The sequence below is a fragment of the Nocardia puris genome (assembly GCF_003315035.1).
Taxonomy (GTDB): Bacteria; Actinomycetota; Actinomycetes; order Mycobacteriales; family Mycobacteriaceae; genus Nocardia; species Nocardia puris.
The window spans coordinates 130156-147706 of record NZ_QNRE01000005.1 but is presented as its reverse complement, the minus strand read 5'-3'; the positions used below and the strand labels follow the sequence as shown (position 1 = coordinate 147706).

General features: G+C 71.1%; 19 protein-coding genes. 3 read left to right on the top strand and 16 right to left on the bottom strand.

Annotation, left to right across the window (positions count from 1 at the left end):
* Position 1: 1 nt before the first annotated feature.
* From resB to hemL, 5 genes are all read right to left on the bottom strand, one after another.
* Positions 2-1651, bottom strand: a complete 1650-nt coding sequence (gene resB, locus DFR74_RS16515; RefSeq protein ID WP_067506086.1) for a cytochrome c biogenesis protein ResB — start codon at positions 1649-1651, stop codon at positions 2-4.
* The gene (locus tag DFR74_RS16510; RefSeq protein ID WP_067506082.1) at positions 1648-2487 is read right to left on the bottom strand and encodes a cytochrome c biogenesis CcdA family protein; all 840 of its coding nucleotides are present in this window, start codon (positions 2485-2487) and stop codon (positions 1648-1650) included. The genes resB and DFR74_RS16510 overlap by 4 nt, the downstream gene beginning before the upstream one ends.
* Positions 2487-3113, bottom strand: a complete 627-nt coding sequence (locus tag DFR74_RS16505; RefSeq protein WP_084537429.1) for a TlpA disulfide reductase family protein — start codon at positions 3111-3113, stop codon at positions 2487-2489. Before DFR74_RS16505 ends, DFR74_RS16510 begins: the two co-directional genes overlap by 1 nt.
* Positions 3110-3727 carry a histidine phosphatase family protein gene (locus DFR74_RS16500; RefSeq protein ID WP_067506429.1) on the bottom strand — a complete coding sequence of 206 codons (618 nt, stop codon included), beginning with the start codon at positions 3725-3727 and terminating at the stop codon, positions 3110-3112. The genes DFR74_RS16505 and DFR74_RS16500 overlap by 4 nt, the downstream gene beginning before the upstream one ends.
* Positions 3728-4668: 941 nt before the next feature.
* Positions 4669-5988 (bottom strand): glutamate-1-semialdehyde 2,1-aminomutase, encoded by a 1320-nt coding sequence (gene hemL / locus DFR74_RS16495; protein WP_411157644.1) that lies wholly within the window; start codon positions 5986-5988, stop codon positions 4669-4671.
* A gap of 182 nt (positions 5989-6170) precedes the next feature.
* Between hemL and DFR74_RS16490 the strand changes: the two genes are divergently transcribed.
* A complete protein-coding gene (locus DFR74_RS16490; protein ID WP_067506075.1) occupies positions 6171-6557 on the top strand; it encodes a hypothetical protein in 387 nt (128 codons plus the stop codon).
* A gap of 64 nt (positions 6558-6621) precedes the next feature.
* Here DFR74_RS16490 and DFR74_RS36010 read toward each other — a convergent pair whose 3' ends face one another.
* The 6 genes from DFR74_RS36010 to hemB all read right to left on the bottom strand — a co-directional run bounded on the left by DFR74_RS36010 (position 6622) and on the right by hemB (position 10013).
* Positions 6622-6765 carry a hypothetical protein gene (locus tag DFR74_RS36010; RefSeq protein ID WP_157115809.1) on the bottom strand — a complete coding sequence of 48 codons (144 nt, stop codon included), beginning with the start codon at positions 6763-6765 and terminating at the stop codon, positions 6622-6624.
* Between the two features lie 336 nt (positions 6766-7101).
* Positions 7102-7404, bottom strand: a complete 303-nt coding sequence (locus tag DFR74_RS35435; RefSeq protein ID WP_147265843.1) for a hypothetical protein — start codon at positions 7402-7404, stop codon at positions 7102-7104.
* A gap of 56 nt (positions 7405-7460) precedes the next feature.
* The gene (locus DFR74_RS16480; RefSeq protein WP_067506069.1) at positions 7461-7709 is read right to left on the bottom strand and encodes a hypothetical protein; all 249 of its coding nucleotides are present in this window, start codon (positions 7707-7709) and stop codon (positions 7461-7463) included.
* Positions 7706-8206, bottom strand: coding sequence for a hypothetical protein (locus DFR74_RS16475; protein WP_067506066.1), 501 nt, complete (start codon positions 8204-8206; stop codon positions 7706-7708). The genes DFR74_RS16480 and DFR74_RS16475 overlap by 4 nt, the downstream gene beginning before the upstream one ends.
* A gap of 302 nt (positions 8207-8508) precedes the next feature.
* Positions 8509-8985, bottom strand: a complete 477-nt coding sequence (locus DFR74_RS16470) for a hypothetical protein (RefSeq protein ID WP_228789001.1) — start codon at positions 8983-8985, stop codon at positions 8509-8511.
* Positions 8986-9035: 50 nt separating this feature from the next.
* Positions 9036-10013: a porphobilinogen synthase gene (gene hemB, locus DFR74_RS16465; RefSeq protein WP_067506060.1), complete on the bottom strand. Its 978-nt coding sequence runs from the start codon at positions 10011-10013 to the stop codon at positions 9036-9038.
* A 169-nt stretch (positions 10014-10182) separates the two neighbouring features.
* Here hemB and DFR74_RS16460 point away from each other — a divergent pair, with 169 nt between their 5' ends.
* A complete protein-coding gene (locus DFR74_RS16460; RefSeq protein WP_067506057.1) occupies positions 10183-10455 on the top strand; it encodes a hypothetical protein in 273 nt (90 codons plus the stop codon).
* Between the two features lie 420 nt (positions 10456-10875).
* Here DFR74_RS16460 and DFR74_RS16455 read toward each other — a convergent pair whose 3' ends face one another.
* From DFR74_RS16455 to DFR74_RS16435, 5 genes are all read right to left on the bottom strand, one after another.
* On the bottom strand, positions 10876-12438 hold the full coding sequence (locus tag DFR74_RS16455) for a bifunctional uroporphyrinogen-III C-methyltransferase/uroporphyrinogen-III synthase (protein WP_067506053.1): 1563 nt from the start codon (positions 12436-12438) through the stop codon (positions 10876-10878).
* Positions 12435-13535, bottom strand: coding sequence for a hydroxymethylbilane synthase (gene hemC, locus DFR74_RS16450; protein ID WP_067506050.1), 1101 nt, complete (start codon positions 13533-13535; stop codon positions 12435-12437). Before hemC ends, DFR74_RS16455 begins: the two co-directional genes overlap by 4 nt.
* Positions 13532-14968, bottom strand: coding sequence for a glutamyl-tRNA reductase (locus DFR74_RS16445; protein WP_067506046.1), 1437 nt, complete (start codon positions 14966-14968; stop codon positions 13532-13534). The genes hemC and DFR74_RS16445 overlap by 4 nt, the downstream gene beginning before the upstream one ends.
* 73 nt (positions 14969-15041) lie before the next feature.
* Positions 15042-15893: a redox-sensing transcriptional repressor Rex gene (locus DFR74_RS16440; RefSeq protein WP_067506042.1), complete on the bottom strand. Its 852-nt coding sequence runs from the start codon at positions 15891-15893 to the stop codon at positions 15042-15044.
* Positions 15894-16131: 238 nt separating this feature from the next.
* The gene (locus DFR74_RS16435; RefSeq protein ID WP_067506039.1) at positions 16132-16413 is read right to left on the bottom strand and encodes a glutaredoxin family protein; all 282 of its coding nucleotides are present in this window, start codon (positions 16411-16413) and stop codon (positions 16132-16134) included.
* A gap of 208 nt (positions 16414-16621) precedes the next feature.
* On the opposite strand from DFR74_RS16435, the gene DFR74_RS16430 reads away from it, so the two are divergent.
* The gene (locus DFR74_RS16430; protein WP_067506423.1) at positions 16622-17548 is read left to right on the top strand and encodes an HAD family hydrolase; all 927 of its coding nucleotides are present in this window, start codon (positions 16622-16624) and stop codon (positions 17546-17548) included.
* Positions 17549-17551: the final 3 nt, after the last annotated feature.

Below are 17551 nucleotides of genomic sequence, written 5' to 3'. Positions count from 1 at the left end.
GTCATTCTCCCGTGGTCTCGGCGTCCAGCACGCGCGCGCGGAGCCGGTCGAACTCGCCGCCCCACCCGGCCTGGTCGGTTCTGGCGAGCCCGCCCATTTCTACTACGGTTTGTCGTTGGTCAACGGTACCGGCAGAATCGGCCGCCGGGTAGGCCCGCACCCAGATCCGCCTGCGCTTCACCAGCAGCGAGACGAGCAGTCCCGCCATCATGGCGAGCGAACTCACCAGCACCCACTGTTGCGCCGGGTCGTGCGAGACCTGGAGGTTCACGAACTCCTTCGCGCCGTCGAAGGTGACGGTGGTGCCGTTGGCGAGCGTGGTCGACTCCCCCGGGCGCAGGTTCACGCGGGCCTCCTTGGAAAGGCGGCCCTGGCGCACCATCTCCTGGTCGAGCGCGAACAGATTTTGCGGACGGCCCGTGTCCAGGCCCGTGTCGCCCCGGTAGATATCCACGGCGACGGCCGGGTCGTTCATCGCGGGAAAGGCAGACGTGAGCAGGGTTTCGTGGAACATAGCCGTGGGCGCGAACAAGCCCTCGATGGCTACCTGATTCTTACGGCGCTCCTCGTCGGTGGCATAGCTGCCGCCGGGCGGGTCGATGCGCAGCACACCGCTGGACAGGAAGGTGCGGGCGTCGTCGGGGCGCCACTGGATCGTCTCGGTGCGTGTCTGGCCGTCGGGGAATTTCACCGTGAACGTCGGCGCGTAGCCGTGGCCCTGGAGGTAGACGCGGTCGCCCGCGACGCGCAGCGGGTGGTTGACGCGCAGCGTCGCCTCGCGCCACGTGTCGGTGCGCAGGTCGTCGCCGGCCTGGTAGGAGATGTTCGAGGTGAACATCTCGGCCTGCCCGGTGTCGAGGTAGTCGGCCTTGAAGTCCTTGACCCGCACGCAGATCGGGGTCATACCGGTGCCGTCGTTCACGTTGCCCGCGCGGAAGGAGTCGAACACCGCGGGCGAGGTGGTGCAGAAGCCGGGGCCATCGTCGGCGATGACGATCACATTGCCCTCGGTGCCGAACAGGCGGCCGACAGCGATCGACACCAATAGCCCCACCAGCGCCAAGTGGAAGACCAGGTTGCCGAGTTCGCGCGCGTAGCCCTTCTCGGCCGAGAGCGTGACTTCCCCGTCGCGCTTGCCGTCACCGGGGCGGACCTCGGTGCGCCAGCCCTTCAACTGCCCGCGCACACCGTCGATCACCTGCTCCGGCGTGCGGTCGGTGGTGTCCGAGAAGTGGTGCGGCAACCGGGAAAGGTTGCGGGGCGCGCGCACCGGGGGCGTGCGCAGGGCGCGGTAGTGATCGAACGCGCGCGGCACGATGCAGCCGACCAGCGAAATGAAAAGCAGCACGTAGATGGCGGTGAACCAGGTGCTGCCGAACACGTCGAACAGCTGGAACCGGTCCATCCACGGCCCCAGCGTCGGACGGTTGCGGATGTACTCGTCGACCTTCTGGGTGTTCAGATTCCTTTGCGGCAGCAGCGCACCCGGGATCGCGGCCAATGCCAGCAGGAACAGCAGTACCAATGCGGTGCGCATGCTGGTGAGTCCGCGCCACGTGTTGCGGACGAACGCCACCGCGCGCCCGGGAAGCGATTGGCGCGGCGGGCGCGGCGCGGCGGGGGCGGGTACGGGCTGGTCGATCACTGTCATATCGGCAGGGTCACCTCGGAGACGAACGCGTCACGCACCCACGCCACGAACACATCCCACGCCCCCGTGACCAGCGCGATGCCGACGCCGATCAGCAGAACGCCCCCGGCGATCTGGATGTTGCGCGAATTGCGGCGCAGCCAGCCGACGCCGCGCAGCGCGCTGGCGGAGCCGAACGCCAGGATCACGAACGGAAGTCCGAGCCCGAGGCAGTACGCGACGATCAGTGCCACACCGCGCGCGGCGGTCGTGCCTTCTGTTCCCGCGGCCACCGCCATCACGCCCGACAGGGTGGGGCCGAGGCAGGGGGTCCAGCCGAGCGCGAACACTCCCCCGAGCAACGGCGCACCGGCAATGCTGGTGAGGCGGCGGGGTTCCATGCGCGTATCGCGCTGCAAGGCGGGCACGAGGCCGACGAAAACGAGACCCATGAGGATCGTCACCACACCGCCGACCCGTTGCAGCAGTTCACGATTCACGTTCAGGGTCTGGATCAGGCCGAACACGGTGGCCGTCGCGAGGACGAACACGACCGTGAACCCGGCCACGAACAATCCGGCCGCGGCCGCGACGCGCATCTTGCCCGACGAGGGTGGGGCCGTGCGCTCGGCCACCGCGACCGCACCGGCGCGGTTCTTCGCCTCGGCCACCGTCGCGGGTGGCGCCTCCGCGCCGACGAGTCCGGCCAGGTAGGAGAGGTAGCCGGGCACCAGCGGCACCACGCACGGGGACGCGAACGACACCAGTCCGGCCAAGAGGCACGCGCCGAGCCCGAGCAGCAGTGGACCGTCGGCGGCCGCCTGCTGGAACGAATTCCCCACGCTCGCGAGCATCATCACGCGGCTTCCTCCGCGGCGAGACGATCGACCACCGGCTGCAGGTCCTCGGCGAGCAGGGCGCGCAGGAACACCGCGGCGACCCGGTGCTGCCGGTCCAGGATCAGCGTGGTCGGGATGACGCTGGTCGGGAAGTTGCCGCCCAGCGCGAGCAGGGTGCGCATCGACGGGTCGTAGATCGAGGGGTAGCCGACCTTGTTGTCGGTGACGAAATCCTGCGCCTTGTCGCGCTGCGGGTCGCGGACGTTGATGCCCAGGAACGCGACGCCCTTGTCCTTGCTGGCCTCGTAGACCCGTTCCAGCGCGGGCGCCTCTCCACGGCACGGGCCGCACCACTGGCCCCACAGATTGAGCACGACCACCTGGCCCGCGAAATCGGCGACCGAGATGCGCTCGTCGGTCATGAGTTCCGGGCCTGCGAGTTCGCCGATGGTGCCGCGGTCGGCGGGCGGGTCGTAGAAGATGTCGGTCTTGCCGCCCGGGGAGATGAATTCGAAGGTGCCGCCGGTGACCACCGCGTCCGACCCGGTCGAGCAGCCCGCCAGCGCGAGAATCAGCGCCAGGCAGGCGGTCAGGACCATCCCGGCCCGCGCCGGCGCGGACCGGTGGGACGCGGTGGGTCTCATGCGCCGTGCACCGTGGGGTCCGAGCCGCCCGCGGGTTCGGAGTAGACGATGTCGACGAGGGTGTCGCCCTGGTAGACCAGCGAGGTCAGCGAGGCCAGCGAGCACTGACGGTGCCGCGGGTCGTGCCACAGGCGCTGGCCCTGCAGGAACCGGCGCAGCGTCCACACGGGCAGCTGGTGCGAGACGAGCACCGCCTCGCGCCCGGCCGCCTCCACCCGCGCCTTGTTCACCGCGGCCAGCATGCGGTGCGCGATCTGCAGGTAGGGCTCGCCCCACGACGGGGTGAACGGGTCGCGCAGCTTCCACCAGTGGCGCGGTTTGCGCAGCGCGCCGTCGCCGACGGAGACGCGCAGGCCCTCGAAGGTGTTGCCGGCCTCGATGAGGTTCTCGTCGGTGCGCACGATCAGCCCGTGCTCCCCCGCGATCGGCGCGGCCGTCTCCTGCGCCCGCTGCAACGGCGAGGCGATGACGAGCGCGAGATCGTGGTCGGACAGCGCCCGCGCCACCGCCCCGGCCTGCGCGCGCCCCGCCACCGACAGCCCGAACCCGGGCAGGCGGCCGTAGAGGATGCCGTTCGGATTGTGCACCTCACCGTGGCGCAGCACGTGCACGATGGTCTCGACACCGGCGTCGACCTCGGGGAAGTCGTCGTCCTCGCGCGGGGTGGCGGTGGTGGAGGACGTCTTCGGGGCGGACTTCTCGACGGGGAGAGCGTCGGGGGTGGAGTCGGTCGACTCGTCGCCCTGGTCGTCGCCAGCCGGCACCTCGGCACTGTGGCGAGCGGCAGCCGCGGCGACGGGAGCTGCGCCGGTGTTGTCCGGCTCGGTGGCCGGGTTCGAGTCGCCGCGATCCGACGTGGGAACGGGACGCTCGGCAGCAGCGGGGACCTCGGCGGCGGCAGGAGTGGTCGCCGAGACCTTGTCGGCAGCGGGCTCACCGGCGGCGGCAGGGGTCTCGGCGGCAGCAGTCTCGCCGGCGGCCGGGACGGCGGCAGGATTATGGGCAGCCGGGTCAGCGATGGCACCGGCCGAGCCGGTGGCGGACGAAGCGGCGGCGCTCGAGGTAGCGCTGGATGTCGCGGCGTTCGCGGTGGCGGACGAATCGGCCGCGGCGGAGGTGGATTCCACCACGTCGGCGGGAGACGTGGTCACCCCGGCGATATCGGCGACCACGGACCCGGCGACCGGTGCGGTGGACGGCGCATTCGTCTTCGGGGACCGCTTCGCCTTCGAGCCGGCGGAGGATTTCGCCGACTTCGGCGCGGCCACCGCAGGCGTTTCGTCGCGCTTGTCTGTCACCGGCTCGGCGGCGGGGCTGGCGGCGGTTCCGGCTGCCTTCGCCGCAGGCACAACGGTGTCCCCGGCCTGGGTCCCCGCGCTCGCCGCAGAGGTGTCCGCCGGTGCGGCGTCATCGCTGCCCGCGGGCTTCGAGGCGGCGGGTTCGGATGCCTTCGTCGCGGTCGCGGCGGCTTCCGCGGGGGCCGTGCGCTTCGGGGTTTTCTTCGGGGTGGGCGCGGGGGTGGGGGCGCCTGCGTCTGGGTTGTCGAGGTCGGAGGTCACGCGCGGGATCCTTCGGGGGTGGCGGCCGCGGCCGCTCGGGCGGCGGCGGGGAGGGCGGCGGCGATACGGTCGAAAGCGTTCTCGTCGAGCGCGGCGGAGACGAACCAGGCCTCGAACGCGCTCGGCGGCGCGTACACGCCGCCGTCGAGCAGGGCGTGGAAGAAGGCGGGGAAACGCCAGGTCTGCGCGGCCTTGGCGGTGGCGTAGTCGGTGACCGGACGGTCGGCGAAGAACACGCTCACCATATTGCCCGCGAACTGCACGCGATGCTCGACCCCCGCGGCCGTCAGCGCCTCGGTGAACAGGCCGCCGAGGCGTTCGGCGTTGCGGTCCAGCGCGGCGTAGACCTCCGCGTCGGCGGCGCGCAGCGTGGCCAGGCCCGCCGCCACCGCCACCGGGTTACCGGACAACGTGCCCGCCTGATAGACCGGGCCGAGCGGGGCGAGCTGGTTCATCACCTCGGCGCGACCGCCGAACGCCGCCGCGGGCAGGCCGCCGCTCATCACCTTGCCGAACGTGTACAGGTCGCCCGCCACGCCCTCGCGCCCGAACCAGCCCGCCGCGCTGACCCGGAACCCGGTCATGACCTCGTCCATGATGAGCAGCGCGCCGTGTTCGGTGGTGAGCGCGCGCAGGCCCTCGTTGAAACCGGGCAGCGGGGCGATCGCGCCCATGTTGCCCGCGGCGGCCTCGGTGATCACGCACGCGATCTGGCCGGGATGCGCCTCGAATGCCGCCCGCACCGCCGCGAGGTCGTTGTAGGGCAGCACCAGGGTGTCGCTCGCCTGCGCGCCGGTGACGCCGGGCGAGGTGGGCAGGCCGAGGGTCGCGACGCCCGAGCCCGCGTCGGCGAGCAGCGCGTCGACGTGCCCGTGGTAGCAGCCGCTGAACTTGATGATCTTGGACCGGCCGGTGTAGCCGCGCGCCAGCCGGACCGCGCTCATGGTGGCCTCGGTGCCGGAGTTCACCAGCCGCACGCGTTCCACCGGCGCGACGCGCTCGGCGATGAGTTCGGCCAGTTCGATCTCGGCCTCGGTGGGCGCCCCGAAGGAGAGTCCGCCGCTCGCGGCCTTCCGCACCGCTTCGACGACGGTGGGATGCGCGTGGCCCAGGATCATCGGCCCCCACGAACACACGAGATCGACGTACTCGTTGCCGTCGGCGTCGACGAGGGTGTACCCGTCGGCGGAGGCGATGAAGCGGGGCGTGCCCCCGACCGAATGGAACGCCCGGACCGGCGAGTTGACGCCGCCGGGGATCACCGAGCTCGCCCGATCGAAGAGCTGAGCGGAAACCGGCACCGATGCACTGGTCACGCGCGGAGAAGAACTCACGGCCTCCAGTGTCGCAGCACCCGCGCGGCCGGTCGACGACAGGGTGTAGGAGAGTGACGCGCACCGCAGCAACACGCCACGGACCGCGAGTTCGGTGAACCGCGCGCGGCCGCTGCGTACCCTCTTGTGATCGTCGCAGCAGCTAGCTCCCGGGAGGGCTCACCATGCGGTTCGCGCTCGTCAGCTCGGCTCTTCTCGCACTGCTCACCGCCGGATTCGCGGGCGCGGGCACGGCCGCGGCGGCCGATCCCATCGCCGAGCCCGACCAGGGGCGCGTCGGCGCGCGACTCACGCACGAGGAAACCGTCGCGCTGGCGGGTGGTCCGGTGCCCGCGGTGGTGTCGATGTTCGTGCCGCTGAACCGCATTGGCGCGGGTCTGCACGACGACACCCAGATCTATCGCGATCAGAACGGCGGCGTGCACGCGTCATTGCGTCAGGTGATCGCGGAATCCGCGAGTCACCCCGACGGGACGGTCACCGTCTACGTGAACGCCCCCGGCACGCGCAACGGACGTGTGCTCGACGTGTATCAGAACTGGACCAGCTGATTCACTAACGGTTCTGCTCGCGGCAATAACCCGACTTGCTCCGACCTCCGGATAGGGACGACCGTCAGGTCATCCGGCAGGGCAGTTCGGCGGAGAAGGTGCGCAGTGAGCAGAGAAGTCCGTTCAAGATGCCCGCCGAGCCGGTCTCCGGCACCAGGTCGGAGACGGGCACCGGGTGCGGTGCGGCCGGTGCCAAGGGCAGGCCCACGGCGGACGCAGGTGCGGCGGCGAAACCTACCGCAGCCGAAACTGCCAGGGTCGCAATGATTTTCGACGCGACACAACGCATGTGTTCCACACCTTCCCGCACCGATCGCGTCTTGGCGTGACTATCGCCGGCCCAACCATCGTAAACCCGCCCGAGCAGTCTGGATCGCGATCACTTCAAATAGTGGTGCAGGGTGCGGAGCACGGCGGACGCCCCACGTGATGCCGACGCGGAATCGAGGCCGACCCTCGGCCGCCGGGCACGCAAGAGGCGCGGGCAACCCCGAGCGGCCGGGCGGCGGCGCCGAGCAGGCAGAGCGGCAACGCCGACTCCGCCCTACGTGATGCCGACGCAGAATCCAGCCGACCCCGTGGTCACCAGGCACCCCAGCGGCGCGGGGAGCAGGCTCAGCAGGCCGGGCGGCGCGCTCGGCGCGTAGACCGGTGCGGCGACACCCTCCACCGGCAGCGTGATTTCCACGGCCGACGCCCCGGAACCACCCGGCGCACCGGCCGACACCACCTGGGGAGTACCCGTAGATCCCGGCGCCTGCGCCGACGCCGCGGGAACCGCGACGATCACGCCGAACAGAACGCCGGCCGCCCCCGCAACGAGCTTCGCGCGACTTGTCTGGTTCATGTGGGGGATCTTCCCACCCGCCCGCGCCCTAAACGGCGCACCGGGCCGAAAGGTTCTCAGCGCGAGGTGAGTTCGCGCACGGCCCGCGCGACGGCGTCGATGGCGAACAATCCGCCCACCGCGACGAGGAACGCCGCGAGCGCGATCCAGGGGGCGACGTAGCGGGTGGCGTCGAAGGCGGGCACGTCACCGAAAGCGGCGAACGAGGTGGTGACCACACCCCGGCCCCAGCACACCACGGCCAGCACCAGGCAGACGACGACCACCACCGCTTCACCGAGTGCGATCCCGACGCTCCGATTCACCCATCCGCTCCGTTCTCACCCGGTTTGCCGTCGTCCGCCCCGGTCCGCAGCGCCGCGGTGAGGGCGGTGCGCAGGCCGCGGTGGTCGCGGGCCCACGCCTGCACCAGTCCGCCGTCGCGCAGTCGCAGGCCGATGCCGGTGCGCCTGCGCGGCACGCCGGTCAGTTCGCCCAGCGCCCGCGCGGACTCCCAGTCCTCATCATTCCAGGACTGCTCGTCGCGGTCCGGCAGCACCGCGGCGATCGAGGAGAGCGGCAGCGTCTCGGCGCCTTGGCGCAGGGCGCTCGGGGTGAGTTCGACGCTCACGTGCCTGCGCCCGGCGACGACTTGCAGCGCGACGAACGCCGCGATCAGCACCGCGCAGAAGAGCAGGGCGAACCAGTGGACCTGACCACCGGTGCGGATTTCGATCAGCAGCACGACGAGGCAGATGATCGGGCCGTAGGCGACGGCACGCCAGCGCGCGCCGGGCTCGGCGAACAGGACTTCCCCGGTCACGCGGCGCTACCCCGCGGACTCGAGGGTGGGAGTGGGTTCAGCCGACCAGACCGGGCAGCAGCAACAGTGCGACGGTGACCACACCGAACAGAATCAACAGGCCGAGAACGAGCACGTCTCGCCGAATGCTGTGCGGCTGCTGGATCACCACTCGCATCGATGCCTCCGATCCCCCGGAGCCATCTGGACAACGCTTGCGCAACGCTCGAACGACAACTACCGGTTCCCAGTTCCACTGTGACAACCCTCACCATACATGGCGCCATGGCGGCGACAAATTCGGCGGGGGTATGCCCGGCCGTTCACCTGCGGTTCACCTGGAAGTATGCGGAGGAATCCGGACGGTAACTCAGATACAGCGCGCCACCGGCCAGCACGCCCTGCACGATAGTCGCGCCACCGGCGATGAGCGAGGCCGTGCCCACGACCGTGTCGAGGGAGAACAGCGCGAGGAAGCCGCCCAGAATGAGCCAGATCGACCCGACGGTGAGGATCGTGCGCGCCCACGGCTTGCCGCGGCCGAACAGGTGCACCACGCCCAGCGCGGCGGCGGCCAGCGCGAGACCGGCCAGGACCATGCCGACCAGGAACAACGACACCACCAGCTCGGCGGTGGCCATGGCGTAGTTCGCGTCGCTCTGACGGCCCTGTTCGAGCACGCGCTGCTCGAGCTCGTCGCGATTCTGCAGCGACGACACCGCCGAAGCGATCAATTGGATGACGCCGAACACGACGATCACCCACCACACCTGGCGTGCGGTGCGAACATCCTCGGGCATAGGTGGGCGCTGTGGGGGCGGAGCGAAGACCATAGGTCCAGGGTGGTTCGTCACGACAACCAGTTTGCGGCCTCGGTCGCCCAGTAGGTCAGCACGATGTCGGCGCCCGCCCGCCGGATGCCGACCAGCGACTCGAGCACGGCGCCGCGGCGGTCGATCCAGCCGCGCTCGGCGGCGGCGGTGATCATCGCGTACTCGCCGGAGATCTGGTAGGCGGCGACCGGCACGGTGGAGCGGTCGGCCACGTCGCGCAGGATGTCAAGGTAGGACATGGCCGGCTTGACCATCACGATGTCGGCGCCCTCGGCCAGATCCAGTTCCAGCTCGCGCAGGGCCTCTTTGCGATTGGCAGGATCCTGCTGATAGGTGCGGCGATCGCCTTGCAGCGAGGAGCCGACAGCCTCGCGGAACGGGCCGTAGAAGGCGGAGGCGTACTTGGCGGCGTAGGCGAGAATGCCGGTGTCGGTGCGCCCGACCGCGTCCAGGCCGCGGCGGACGGCGGCGACCTGGCCGTCCATCATGCCGCTGGTGCCGAGCAGATCGGCGCCGGCCTCCGACTGGGCCAGCGCCATGTCCACGTAGCGGTGCAGGGTGGCGTCGTTGTCGACCGCGCCGTCGGCGTCCAGCACGCCGCAGTGGCCGTGGTCGGTGAACTCGTCCAGGCAGGTGTCGGCCATGATCACGGTGGCGTCGCCGACCTCGTCGGCCAGGGCGCGCAGGCCGCGGTTGAGGATGCCGTCGGGATCGCTGGCCAGGCTGCCGGTGGCGTCCTTGTCCTCGGGCTTGGGGACGCCGAACAGCATGAGCCCACCGACGCCCGCGGTGACCGCCGCGACCGCCTCCTTGCGCAGCGAGTCCATCGAATGCTGGTAGACCCCGGGCATGGACCCGATCTCCCGCGGCTCCGCCAGACCGTCGGCCACGAACATCGGCAGCACCAATTGCCGTGGTTCCAGGGTCGTTTCGGCCACGAGGCGACGCAGAGCGGGAGTTCGGCGCAACCGCCGCGGGCGGTCCATTCCGGTCATGATTCGCACGATACGCCTGCCGGGAAACCCCCGCGCGAGCGGCCGCAGGGGGTGTGCGCAAGAACCCGAGAATCCCTGTCGGGCAGGGGTTTTTGTCGGACCCCTCGCGTAGAATCGAAGATGTGTTCGAGGGGATCCACCGGGTTCCCTACCGCGAGGGGAGGACGTTTTGCCCGCGACCGCAACCACCCGTCAGACCATCACGCCCTATCGGCCGCTGGAGCGGCGGCCGCTGCCGACCGGCCGTCCGCGCCGGTGGTACGTCACGCACAACCGCAGGCTCAAGGCCATGCGGTTGAGCATCGCCCTGCTCGACTCGGGCGTCTACCTGCCCACCCAGGCGAGCAACGAAAAGATCAGGCGCACCGCCGAACTCGTCGGCATCCGCCCACCCTCCGACGCCACCTGCCGCCTGGTCCGCAACCTCATGCGCTGGCGCTAGCGCCTTCGGCGTATTGCTTGGCATTTAGAACTAGCGCCACAGGTGTGGGTTGTGGTTGCGGTCGTTGGTGGGGCCCCTTCAGGGGGCGGTGCTCCGGCTGTGTGGGCCATGTTCGGCTGTGGATCTGCAGCCGAGCATGGCCGTGACCGCTGAACACTCCAGGTGCGGCAATAGGCCGAACGTGTTTGACCGGGGCGCTCGCGTCGGTGATGCCGATGTCGTACCGGCGCGAGCGCCCCGCCGCAACCACTTGAACAGCCGCAGTTCAACCGGCCGACCCTGAGCCCCACAGCCCACACACGACCACAGCACCACCCGGAAGGCGACTATCAACCACCGAAACCACAACCCGTGCCTGTGGCATCAGTTCCAAATGCCAAGCAATACGCCGGAGGCGTTGGCTATCGCCGAAGGCGTTGGCTATCGGCTGCGGCGGCTCTTCTTGCGGGGTGGGGGCAGGAGGCCCTCGGCGCGCAGGCGGGCCGCGTGTTCGGCCAGTGCCTCGACGAGCGGGCCGACCTGGGCGACCTCGGGCTGCACGTCGACGCGCAGACCGAATTCGATGGCCGTTTCGGCGGTCTTGGGGCCGATGCAGGCCACGATGGTGCGGGCGTGCGGCTTGCCGGCGATGCCGACCAGGTTGCGCACCGTGGAGGAGGAGGTGAACAGCACGGCGTCGAAACCGCCGGTCTTGATCATCTCGCGGGTCTCCGCGGGCGGCGGCGAGGCGCGCACCGTGCGGTAGGCCGTCACGTCGTCGATCTCCCAGCCGCGGTCGCGCAGGCCCTCGGCCAGCGTCTCGGTGGCGATGTCGGCGCGCGGCAGCAGCACGCGGTTCACCGGGTCGAAAACGTCATCGTAGGGCGGGAAGTCGGCCAGCAGGCCCTCCGAGGACTGCTCGCCCGAGGGCACCAGCTCGGGGTTGATGCCGAACGCGCGCACCCGGTCGGCGGTGGCCTCGCCCACGCAGGCGATCTTCACGCCCGAGAACGCGCGCGCGTCCAGTCCGAACTCGGCGAACTTCTCCCACACCGCGCGCACCGCGTTGGTGGAGGTGAACACCACCCACTGGTAGCGGCCGTCCACCAGGCCCTTCACCGCGCGCTCCATCTGCGCGGGGCTGCGCGGCGGCTCGACGGCGATGGTCGGCACCTCCATAGGGATGGCGCCGTGCGTGACGAGCCGCTCGCTCATCTCCGCCGCCTGATCCTTGGTGCGGGGCACCAGCACGGTCCAGCCGTACAGCGCCCGCGACTCCCACCACGACATCTTCGACCGCGAGGCGACCACCTTGCCGATGGTCACCACCAGCGGGCCGACCAGTTCGGAGGCGGCGCTGTTCAGCGTGGCCAGGGTGGCCTCGATGGTGCGCTGCTGACGGGTGGTGCCGCGCACGGTGACCGCGACCGGGGTCTGCGGGGCCATGCCGTGCTCCACCAGCGCGCTCGCCGTCTCGGCCAGGTGGCCGGAGGTGGCGTGCAGCACCAGGGGGCCGGGCGCGGCGGCCAGCGCGGCCCAGTCGACCTCGCCGCGCACGTCGGCCTCGGTGTGCCCGGAGCCGAGCGCGATACCGGCGTAGCTGGGCACCGCCGAGCCGTTGGGCAGGCCGGGCAGCACCTCGAACACCATGTGCGAGCGGGTGACGGAGGTGACCTCGGTGATCACCGAATCGGTGGTCAGCGGATCGCCCGCCACCACGCGCACCACGTCGTGTCCGGCGCGCGCCTCGGCGACGAGGGTCTTGGCGACCTCGGCGGGCTCACCCAGCGCGGGGCGCACGTCGACCGGACGGTTGCCGTCCTCGTCCGCCTCGACCGCGGTGCCGATCAGCGCCAGCACGCCCTTGTCCACATCGGGATCGGTGAACGCCAGTGTGGCTCGCCCCAGCACCTCGCGCGCACGCACGGTCAGCAGGGCCGGGTCGCCGGGGCCGGACCCGACGAACAAGATCCGACCGGGGTGCTTCTTGGTGGCTCGGCTCATCGGTTGTTCTCCATTGGGCTGGGATTGCTGATACGACCGTCGGCCGCGCCCGGTCGCGGCTCTTGCGAAGGGGGCTCGGCACCGGACGGCGAGCCCTCCGCTCTCGCGTCCTCGGCGTCCTCGCCCGGGGCGCTGAGCAGATCGCGCGCCCCCAGATCGAGCAGTTCACGCGCGAGTGCCCGCCCGAGTTCGGCGGCGTCGGCGGGTGCGCCCACCACGGAGGCGCGCAGCACCTCCGAACCGTCGTGGGCGGCGGCGCAGGCGCGCAGCGACAGTTCGTCGACCACCCGGCCGTCGTCGTCGAGGGATTCGACGACCTCGGCCAGCGCGCCGATCGGCGCGGTGCAGCCCGCTTCCAGTTCGGCCAGCAGGGTGCGCTCGGCCAGCACGGCCGCGCGGGTGGCCGCGTCGTCGAGGCGGGCCAGGATCTCGACCAGATCGGGATCGTCGCTGCGGCATTCCACCGCCAGCGCGCCCTGGGCCGGGGCGGGCAGCATCTGCACCGGCTCCAGCGCCTCGGTCACCGCGTCCAGGCGCTCGATGCGGGCCAGGCCGGCGCGCGCCACCACCACCGCGTCCAGTTCCCCTTCGGAGACCTTGCGCAGCCGGGTGTCCAGATTGCCGCGCAGCGGCAGGATCTCCAGGCCCAGGCCGAGTGCGCGCAACTGCGCCGCGCGCCGGGGCGCGGAGGTGCCGATGCGGGAACCGGCGGGCAGTTCGCCCAGCACCATGCCGTCGCGGGCGACCAGCGCGTCGCGCGGATCCTCGCGCGGCGGGATCGCGGCGATCGTGAACCGCTCGTCCGGGGCGGTCGGCAGATCCTTGTACGAGTGCACCGCGATGTCGATGGCGCCCGCGAGGAGTTCGTCGCGCAGGGCGGAGGTGAACACGCCGACGCCGATCTTCTGCACCGGGTCGGAGGAGAGGTCGCCGGGGGTCTTGACCACCACCAGTTCGGCCGGGTGCCCGGCCGCGACGAGCGCGTCGCGCACGGTGCCCGCCTGGGTCAGCGCGAGCAGGCTGCCCCTGGTGCCGATGCGCCACGGCGCCCTGGTCCCGTCAGCGGTCACGTTTTCGTCTTCCTGAACGACTGTCATGCCGGCCTGCCCTCCTCGCCGAGGTGTCCCGCGGTGAAATCGTCGGCGAGGCCCGCGCCGTCGCCCGCGATCGCGCTGATCTCCATCGGCGCGGCAACCGCCTGTGCCGCACCGGGTTTCAGTTCGAACAGCTCGCGCAGCGCTTCGGCGTAGCTGTCCCCGCCCGGGGTGGAGGCCAGCTGCTTGACCCGCACCGTCGGCGCGTGCAGCAACTTGTCCACCACCCGGCGCACCGTCCGCGCGACCTCGTCGCGCTCCGGATCGGCCAGGCTCGGCAACCGCGAATCCAGCCGCATCAGTTCGGCTTCCACCACCTCGGCCGCGCGCTGGCGCAGCGCCGCGACGGTGGGCGTGACCTCGGCCATCCGCTGGCCGGCCAGGTACTTCGCGAGTTCGTCGGCGACGATCGAGCGGGCGGCGGCGGTGTCGTCGGACGCGGCGTTCGCGGCCGGATCGCGCTGCAGGGTCTCGATGTCGATCACCGCGACGCCGGGCAGGCCGGCCACGGCGTGCTCCACATCGCGCGGCAGGCCCAGGTCGCAGAAGACCAGCGGGCGCTCGGTGGCCGGGAATTCGGCCCGGTCGCGGTCGGCCAGCGCGCGGTGGGTGTCGGCCAGCGTCACGACCGAGCCCACCGCTCCGGTACAGGTGATCACGACGTCGGCGGCGGCCATGGCCTCGGTGAGCCGGGACAGTTCCAGCGCCGTGGATTCCACGCCGTGCGTGCGGGCGGTCTCGGCGAGGCGGGTGGCCTTGTCCAGGGTGCGGTTCACCACGATGATCCGGCCGATGCCCGCGCGCGACAGGTGCGCCACGGCCAGTCCGCCCATCGCGCCCGCGCCGACCACCACGGCGGTGCGGCCCTCGAGTGCCGTCTCCAGCGGCAGGTCGGTGCCCGCGCGCAGCACTTCACGCGCGCGGTCCAGCGCGACCGACACCACGGAGGCGCCGGCGCGGTCGATCCCGGTCTCGGTGTGCACCCGCTTGCCCACGCGCAAGGCGTGCTGGGCGAGTTCGTGCAGGGTGCGGCCCGCGGCGCGCTGCGCGTCGGCGGTGGCGTAGGCGCTGCGGATCTGGCTGAGCACCTGCTGCTCGCCGACCACCATCGAATCCAGGCCCGAGGCCACGGCGAACAGGTGCTCGGCGGCGGCCTCGCTGTAGCGGACGTAGGCGTGTCGGGTCAGATCCGGCATCGGCAGCCCGGAGTGCTCGGTGAGCAGCTCGCCGACCTCGGCCAGACCGCCGTGGAAGGCGTCCACCACCGCGTACACCTCGACGCGGTTGCACGTCGACACGATCATCGCCTCGGACACATGGGTGGAGGCCAGCAGCTGATCCAGGAGCTTGGGCCGGTCGGTGTCGGTGATCGCCACCTTCTCCAGCACCGCGACCGGCGCGCTGCGATGCGAAATCCCGACGAGCAGAACACTCATGCCTGCGCCTCGCTGACGCTCGGCTCCGGCATGCGCGTTGCACGCTGGCACATGATTCGCTCACTGCGTTCGCTCATGGCGTAACCACCGATCCCTTGCCTTTTGGCTCCGTTGCCGAATGCGAGGTCGAATGCTTGAGGGCGGGGTGCGCCGGTGCGCGGCGGGCGATCCGGCCCGACCCCACGTGCGCGACCTCGGGCAGCGGCTCGGGTTCGGCGTTGCGGGTCCGCTCGAACGAGAGCATCTGCATCTCCACCGCCAGGTCCACCCGGCGGACCTCCACCGTGTCGGGCGCGATCAGCCCGCACGCGGCGAAACTCAGGATCGACTGCAGCCCGGCGGCGACCAGCTGGTCGCACACGTCCTGGGCCGCCTCGTCGGGCACCGCGATGACCGCGATGGTGGGCTCGAGTTCGGCGACGGCGGCGCGCAGGCCCGCGGCGTCGCGCACGGTGAGCCCGGCCAGCGGCGCGCCGATCACCGCGGGGTCGGCATCGAAGACGCCGACGACCGTGAAACCGCGGCGCCGGAACCCGCCGTAGCCGACCAGGGCACGGCCCAGGTTCCCGGCGCCGACCAGCACCACGCGATGCCCACCGGACAGTCCGAGCACATCCTCGATCCTGGTCCGCAACTTGGCCACGTCATAGCCGACACCCCGGACGCCGTTGGGGCCGAGGAACGACAGATCCTTGCGCAGCTTGGCCGAATTGACACCCGCCGCGACAGCGAGTTCCTCACTCGATACGATGAGCACACCGTCCTCGGCGAGCGTGGCGAGCACCCGGAGGTAGGTCGCCAGCCGCGTGACGGTGGCCTGGGGAATGTCCTTCTGCAGGGAGCGCGCGCCGACGCCGTCGGGCCCGTCGCCCGGTCGCAGAGCCCTGCCGGAGACGCCGCCCGGCGCCTCATGCTGCTCTGTCACGTCGTCGGCTCCTCGTTGCGGTCCCCAGTGAGCGCGGACCGGTTCGTTCGCTCGACCTCCAGCCCGGGCGGCGGACCGGTGCCACGGTCGATGTATCGGATTTCGCGTGCGACTTGGCGTGGCCTCGGCCCGCGGGTCGCGTGCCACCACCGTAACTGCTTGTGAAGCCCTGCACAAAGTCGGTGAAATTGGCCTCATTTTCCGCCGCGACCAGCGCGGCGGGGAAATCGCGCGCCGATCAGGCCGGGCGGCGGCTCAGATCGGCGCGCAAGCGCGGTTCGTCGACGTCGAAGTAGCTGTGCTCGCGCCCGTCCAGCAGCACCACCGGCAGCCGGTCGCCGTACTCCGCGCGCAGGCCAGGGTCGGTTTTCGCGGCCTCGTCCACGTCCACCACACCCGGTTCGACGCCGAATTCGACGCAGACCGCCCGCAGCCGCGCCAGCGCGGTGGTGCACAACCCGCAACCGGCGCGAGTCAGCAAAGTCACTTCCGGCGTGGCGGGCGCTGTGGGATTGGTCATGCCTGCTATTAAATCCCCTCGCCACACCGTCACCGGTGCGCGCCGTCTCGGCGTGACTGTCGGTGAATCCGGTTACTGTGGACGTGGTTCGCGCGAACGGGCGGAGGTACTGGTGCCGGAACGATCGAGGGTGGAGAGGGCCGGATTCATCGCGGGCCGGTTCGGCGAGTTCCCGGCGCGATGGAGTTCGAGTTCGCTCGGCCAGGGGTTGCAGGATCAGCTGGCGCGCATCTCGCGCAGCCCGTTCGGCCCCAGCGAGGAAGAGGTGCGCGCCAACCTGGCCGGTGAGGCCAGCGCCGACGCCGCGCTCTCGCTGCACGAATCCGAGCTGGCCGAGGCCGCCGACACCGGTCACGAGGTGCCGCGCGACCTGACGGCGGCGGCGTTCTTCGACGTGGACAACACGATGGTGCAGGGCGCGTCCATCGTGCATTTCGCGCGCGGCCTGGCGGCGCGCAAATACTTCAAGACCAGCGACCTGGTCGACGTGGCGTGGAAGCAGGTGAAGTTCCGCGTCACCGGCAAGGAGAACAGCAGCGATATGGCCTCCGGCAAGGAGAAGGCGCTGTCGTTCATCGCGGGCCGCCCCACGGCCGAGCTGGCCGCGCTCGGCGAGGAGATCTACGACGAGATCATCGCCGACAAGATCTGGCCGGGCACGCGCGCGCTGGCGCAGATGCACCTGGACGCCGGCCAGCAGGTGTGGCTGGTCACGGCGACGCCGGTGGAGCTGGCCCAGGTCATCGCCAAACGCCTCGGCCTCACGGGCGCGCTGGGCACGGTCGCCGAGAGCGTGGACGGCAAGTTCACCGGACGGCTGGTCGGCGACATCCTGCACGGCCTCGGCAAGGCGCACGCGGTGCGCACCCTGGCCGTGCGCGAGGGCCTGAACCTGAGGCGCTGTACCGCGTACTCCGACAGCCACAACGACGTCCCGATGCTCTCGCTGGTGGGCACCGCCGTCGCCATCAACCCCGACTCCGACCTGCGCGAGGTGGCCAAGAACCGCGGCTGGGAGATCCGCGATTTCCGCACCGGCCGCAAGGCCGCCAAGATCGGCGTCCCGACGGCGCTGGCCCTGGGCGCGGCGGGCGGGGCGGTCGCAGCCGCCATCACCCGCAAGCGCGAGCATTAGGGC